This is a genomic window from Taklimakanibacter deserti, assembly GCA_003574785.1.
Genome location: QORU01000081.1, coordinates 1 through 544, shown reverse-complemented (window position 1 = coordinate 544; position 544 = coordinate 1). Strand labels below are relative to the sequence as shown.

Annotated in this window: 2 protein-coding genes; one reads left to right on the top strand and one right to left on the bottom strand. The window is 65.1% G+C overall.

All coding sequences use genetic code 11. The features are described 5' to 3' along the window. Nucleotides 1-228: UvrD-helicase domain-containing protein (locus DS839_RS37165; protein ID WP_368912141.1), on the top strand; the 228-nt coding region annotated here is incomplete at its 5' end. Between the two features lie 77 nt (nt 229-305). Here DS839_RS37165 and DS839_RS36040 read toward each other — a convergent pair. Further along, the coding region (locus DS839_RS36040; RefSeq protein WP_368912140.1) for a hypothetical protein at nt 306-544 on the bottom strand (239 nt) is incomplete at its 5' end.

Here is a 544-nt window from a genome sequence, read left to right as displayed (position 1 = left end):
GTGCGCTATATCGACGGCCCCTGCCTGGTGCTGGCCGGCGCCGGCTCCGGCAAGACCAGCGTGATCACCACCAAACCCCAAGTCCTGCTTCGCTTGCGTGAAGCTCTCGTGCAGCGCCCGGCGCTCATCCGCCGTCACCTCACGATCAGTCGGCCAGCCGTACATGCGCTGGTACAGATCGCGGTCGCGAATCTCAAGGCACGTCACCGCCACGCCGCGCAGCGGTGACTCCGGCACTACCCGAAGCGCGGCTCCGAACCGCGCCAGATCAAACCACTTGATATGACGTTCCACGAATCCATCCGTCAATCCGCATCCCGAACAGCCGTTTCTCGGACGGTGGCGGGTAGTTCAACATAGGCAGCGAGGCGAGCAGCGAACGGCGAGACATCGCAGGGCTTGCCGTCGATCAGCACGATCTCCAGCCCTTCGATGCACGAACGATCACGCGACCACCGGGCCACAAGGCCGCCCGTCGCGTGCCGCTCCTGCTCATCCTGCACGCCGAATTCAATCTGCACGGTCGGCGCATCGTCACCGGGGC